Origin of the sequence: Brunnivagina elsteri CCALA 953 (assembly GCF_002289455.1) — a bacterium.
GTDB classification, from domain to species: Bacteria; Cyanobacteriota; Cyanobacteriia; order Cyanobacteriales; family Nostocaceae; genus Brunnivagina; species Brunnivagina elsteri.
Map to the genome: position 1 here is coordinate 1 of NZ_NTFS01000456.1, position 4,888 is coordinate 4,888.

Here is a 4,888-nt window from a genome sequence, read left to right on the forward strand (position 1 = left end):
ACACAGAGAACGTATGGAATAGTATACTTTGGTATAGACTCGCTCTGAATAATCGCTAACAGAATATTCGCCTAAAATTGAGTTATCTATTGCTTGGAAATTAGTTGTTGATTGTTTACGTGCAGCCATAATTCAAATACCTCTTAAATCATTCATGTCCCTATTGGCGTTAGCCTTCTTAAAACAAAGGAAGACGGAAGAAGTAAGAAGAAAGAAGTCTGGAATTGGGATTTCTCCACATTTAGTAGAAGATACAAAGTGATTTCCCTTCTTCCCTCTAACTCCTTCCTTCTTCCTTACGAACGAAGTGAGTTAAAACCATGCAGAATCGTCACAGTCAGCCATTAAATCTTTAATCTTACAATGATATTCGTAATCTATTTCCAACTGCTGTAAGTCCGTATCCGATACCAAATTTTGTAGCTCATGGACGATTTCTCGAACGTGACTTTCCTCGCTGATACCTGAGTAGTATGTTTTGATAAATTTGTCAGCTTTGGTCATAAATTGTTCGAGATTTGTGATAAACGCTTGCTCAGTGCTAATTGCTTATACCATAATTTTTCTCACAATATTTACAGATTTGATGCAGCTTAATATTCACTGGTAAGCATGAGAATTCTTTCTACCAAATAGAGCTTGATGTGACTTAGTGGAAAATCCGTATATTCAATTTCTTGGCGTAATACTTCTTGCTTTGTATCCCATTCGCAAATCAAAATGCCAGAATTATTCTTAACTCGTAACTGCCAGATTTGAAATTCTCGTAAGCTAGGATTGGAGAGAAATTGTTTTGTTTGATGTGAGAATATTGCATCCAATAACCAATAGCAGCTAGTTTCTTCGGCTAAATATTTGATGCCATCTGTATATTTCAAACCGAGCCAGTGTTTGTAGAGAGTAGTGGAACCAGTAAATTGCTTAAGCTCACTGCTTATTTGTTGCGGTGTTTTCATGTTTTAAAATCCTTGATTTTACAGGCTTCACAACCCTAAAGGCGTGAGCCGTAAAAAAAACTGCTGATAATAAATACCAGCAGTTAAAGAATTTTGATTGATTAGTAATTGACAGTTGTTATTTATTGATTTTGACTAAAGTTTTGAGCAAACCAATTCGTCAACTGCTGCTAAATCTTCTTCGATAAATTCTTCACAAAATCCTTGTGGATAATCAAAAACTACTATGTAGTTCCAGTTATTTGTGTAGTCATAAGTAACCAGACAGAATTAATTACAATACTGATTTTTGGATATCTTTGATAGGTAATAATTTCAGCCCAAGTTTTGTGTAATTAATTGTGTCCGACTACTTAATCTAATCGCAATCCTGTAACTTTTCCTGTTGCCCATTCTTTGGGATTGCAGTTACTTTGAATTGCGACTTGTTCACCAAAAGTATATTTGGGAGCTTTGGCAAATGGGTGAGTGAATGTGATGTTTATGGTGGTCACAGGCTTATTCCATTGACTTCACCCACATGGTTGGCGTTAGCCATAAGTGCTGGTTGAAAATAAATGTTACATTTTGAAAATCCCAAACCATTGCAAATACTACACTCTGTCCATAATCGTCATGTGTAATTAATTTTCAATACCCACTTAAGTAATTGATTATGCTTGTAGCAATTTTGAGGATGCTCTTACTGAAAATTTTCCTAAAGCAATACTTTTGTGGAGAATTTGCGATCGCAGCAATAGAAAAATTATGAGGGATAAACACAGGGTTAGCGTACTCCTCCGGAGAAGCAAACTACGGCGAAACCGTACCTACAGAAGCCACTCCGTGTCTACCCGCAGTGTAGCTTAACAGTAAAAGCGTATCGCACTTCTCATCCCTCAAAAGCAGCCCGGATATTTACGAAGCATTGGCAATATCTTTATCCCCAGTTTGCCCTTTACCAATATCCTGTTCTCTTTTTTTGCGACGACGCTTAATTAAACTAAACACAGTGACTGCATCTGTTGGGTTAACCGGACTTGGCGAGTAATCAAGTAAATCTGCTGGTGCGATTGCTTTATCTAAATCTTGTGCTAAATCATTTAAAGCATTGCATAACAAATCTAATGCCACCCCATCCAACCGTGGCATCGTTTTAGAATTCCTCAAATTAGACATTGCATTTGTGCTAATGTCCAGCCGAAGAGCTAGGTCTACACCTTTGATGCTATACCTAGCCATTATTTCTTTAAGTCTCCACCTAATCAAAGTTTAAGGCACATAAATTCAACACCTCTAATGTACTGGCATCTGCTTATTCCATAAAGCCAAATCTAAATTGCATATAGCTAATTTTAAATTATTTAAATACTTTTATATTTGATGTATATCTAAAAATCTAACTTGTAGTAAAATAAAATATAAATAGAAAGCGATCGCATCTTTATCTTGGCAGAACGGGCGATCGCCTTCAATGTAGACCCAATATTCAGGTCAAGACTATGATGACACAACAGCAAGTAATTATTGCTTCTGCGGGGAATGAAAACTTAGATGGTGTTGCTTTCCCTGCATTTTCAAATTAATAGCCAAAACCCCCCGCTCTGACTCGCAATCTAGCTCGGAGGGTTTGGTTGCCCAATATTTAACGGGACATCTTTAATTATGAATACAACTGCGCCTTTTGCAATAGCGTATAACTTCGATTACGATCGCTTTACCAAACCCGATTTACAGGCAAAGGCAAAATCCACTCTCGGCAACTTCTTTGGCTTCGTTCGTCAAACTTTTGATGGATTGATAGAAATAGGGCGTTAGCGAAGCTCATCGCAGATATCGCTCCAGGATTTTTACTTTGACTGCCTGCAAGAGTGCCCGAATGGGAAAAAAGTATTTTCCGAATGGCTTGCTTCTCCTGATTTTGGTGCATCTCGCTATATTGCACAAAGCGCGATGGAAATCAGCGCTTGGTTCGACAAACTCCCAGCAAAAGTACAACGTCTAGTTCGCCAAAACGTCCAGCAGTAGAGTGTTTCTGCACTGCGACAATTAACCAAAGTCAGCCATGATTTAGTTAAAGAATTAGTGCGATCTGGCAAAAAGACTGCTGCACAAGTGAAGAAAGAGTTTGGGAGCGAAAACAATTCGCAAGTCGCAATTCGTAATTCGCAATTAACTGCGAACAGCGAATTACGAATTGCGAACTGCTATCCCCTCCCGCTATCTCGCTCCCAAACTCCCATTTCTGACCCATGCGAACAGCAGGGGGTGAGTGAGAGAATGGTAGAGGAAGGGAAAGAGAACAATATTCCCCCACTTCTTTCAGTGCCCGCAGCTGAATTAGTCCCTGGAATGCGAATTGTCGTTAAGGAAGAGAATACGGGTTGGAATGGTTACAGTGGCATTATTATGTCCAAGCGACAAGATGACTTCTGGGTATTGCTTGACCATACGATCGCTCAGGGGATGGAAGTCAAACACCTGCTCAAACCACACCAAATCGAACTAGAAACTCAACAACCAATCGCAAAGTCAACTTCCCAAGAATTGTTTACTACTGTCCAAGTCGAACAAAAAGTTACAGATGCGATTGCCCAGTATAATCGCGAAAAAGCTGAGTTAGAACAGGGACGCTTTGTAGAAATTCGAGACGCAGCGCTGCAAGCAGCAAAACGAGAAATTCAAGCTGCTCAAGAACATGCGATCGCACTTGCACAGAAAAACCAAGATTTACTCGCACAACTTGCAGCGAAGGATGAGGAGATGCGATCGCTCCAAGCATTGCAAACCAAAAACCAACAATTAGAGCAGCGAGTGGCAGAGTTAGAAAAAGCTCTCGAAAACTCCAGTGCGAACAATTGGAGCAATACCTTTAACAATCAAGCGGCAAAGGTGGTTAACTCGGAGTTGGAGAAAACTATCGAACCGTTGATGTCCGAAGTCGAACGATTACAAAACTTGGTGCGATCGCGCGAAGAAGAACTGGCTCAAATTCAAACGAGCGCTCGCTCATTACCAGATGCAGTTTTAGCTGAATTTGGCGAGATTGGGGAAAAATTTGGTTGGAGCGGTTGGAGTCGTCGAGGGTATCGCGCTGCCAGTGGGATGTTGTGTACGGGGATTAGTGCGATACGCCCTTGGCGTTAAGCTTCGCTTATCGCTCAATTTATTTCCGATCTAAAAGCGTCTTCTCCTAGCTATCAACAGCAAGAAATCGCATTTTAGATTTACATCAAATTAGATTTGTGTCGAATTTTGCCGTTGATTAAAAATGGCGATGGATTTCAATACTGCTCGGTTAAGGAAATAAAGTAGGCTGTAATCCTTGAAATTTCGTTGTTTCTAATGCCCAAAAAAGGCTTAACCGAGCAGTATTGCGATGGATTTGACATGGGGGAAATTCAGTTAAACAAAAAAATTGAAATGCAGTTTCATCTTGAACAACAAACTAACACCAAGAAAATTCCTCGGTGGTTCGCAAAGTTTATATTGCGACAAACACAAAAAAAACAAAATATTCAACAGATATTTTTCACAATGCTCGAACCCATGACACCACAAGAATGGTGTTTAATTTGGATACCAATCATCCATCCTGGAATCGAATTGCCGTGCGATGGAGAACGAAATCATACAGGATATATGAAAGCTTGTCTCACTACTTTATCGACATTAACTGGGTATCACGAACGAACTGTGGAGGGGTGGTTCTATGGGAAACCCTACCATTATTCTGTGGAAATTTTGCTGCGATGCTTTCCTAACCGTATTTACATTGCAGCAATATTTAAACTAATAAATCTATAGGGGCATTTATTTTTCTCAATCAGAAAAATTATCGACTCGAATATCCCTCCAAATATCAGAGATTTGCCATCCTGAGTTCCCAATAGATTGAACTATCGGGTTATCCCGCATTGGAATATAGTTAGATTCCTTATTTTCTATAATTA

Annotated in this window: 5 protein-coding genes and 1 pseudogene; 2 read left to right on the plus strand and 4 right to left on the minus strand. The window is 39.4% G+C overall.

Annotated elements, in window-relative coordinates; translation table 11 throughout:
• Window positions 1–312: 312 nt before the first annotated feature.
• The 4 genes from CK510_RS26275 to CK510_RS26285 form a co-directional block, all read right to left on the minus strand.
• Window positions 313–504, minus strand: coding sequence for a Pb-reticulocyte-binding protein (locus tag CK510_RS26275; protein WP_245912444.1), 192 nt, complete (start codon window positions 502–504; stop codon window positions 313–315).
• Between the two features lie 89 nt (window positions 505–593).
• On the minus strand, window positions 594–956 hold the full coding sequence (locus tag CK510_RS26280; protein WP_095724474.1) for a DUF6876 family protein: 363 nt from the start codon (window positions 954–956) through the stop codon (window positions 594–596).
• 353 nt (window positions 957–1,309) lie between these two features.
• The gene (locus tag CK510_RS32050; RefSeq protein ID WP_158224966.1) at window positions 1,310–1,450 is read right to left on the minus strand and encodes a hypothetical protein; all 141 of its coding nucleotides are present in this window, start codon (window positions 1,448–1,450) and stop codon (window positions 1,310–1,312) included.
• Window positions 1,451–1,853: 403 nt separating this feature from the next.
• On the minus strand, window positions 1,854–2,177 hold the full coding sequence (locus CK510_RS26285) for a helix-turn-helix domain-containing protein (protein WP_095724475.1): 324 nt from the start codon (window positions 2,175–2,177) through the stop codon (window positions 1,854–1,856).
• 423 nt (window positions 2,178–2,600) lie between these two features.
• Between CK510_RS26285 and CK510_RS26290 the strand changes: the two are divergent.
• Window positions 2,601–4,160, plus strand: a pseudogene (locus CK510_RS26290) (hypothetical protein).
• Window positions 4,161–4,280: 120 nt separating this feature from the next.
• The gene (locus CK510_RS26295) at window positions 4,281–4,742 is read left to right on the plus strand and encodes a hypothetical protein (RefSeq protein WP_245912446.1); all 462 of its coding nucleotides are present in this window, start codon (window positions 4,281–4,283) and stop codon (window positions 4,740–4,742) included.
• The last annotated feature ends 146 nt before the right edge of the window (window positions 4,743–4,888 follow it).

Bases quoted from the DNA above. Each gene is read 5' to 3' on its own strand.
- CK510_RS26295 (WP_245912446.1), top strand. From the start codon at position 4,281: ATGCCCAAAAAAGGCTTAACCGAGCAGTATTGCGATGGATTTGACATG.
- CK510_RS26275 (WP_245912444.1), bottom strand. From the start codon at position 504: ATGACCAAAGCTGACAAATTTATCAAAACATACTACTCAGGTATCAGC.
- CK510_RS26280 (WP_095724474.1), bottom strand. From the start codon at position 956: ATGAAAACACCGCAACAAATAAGCAGTGAGCTTAAGCAATTTACTGGT.
- CK510_RS26285 (WP_095724475.1), bottom strand. From the start codon at position 2,177: ATGGCTAGGTATAGCATCAAAGGTGTAGACCTAGCTCTTCGGCTGGAC.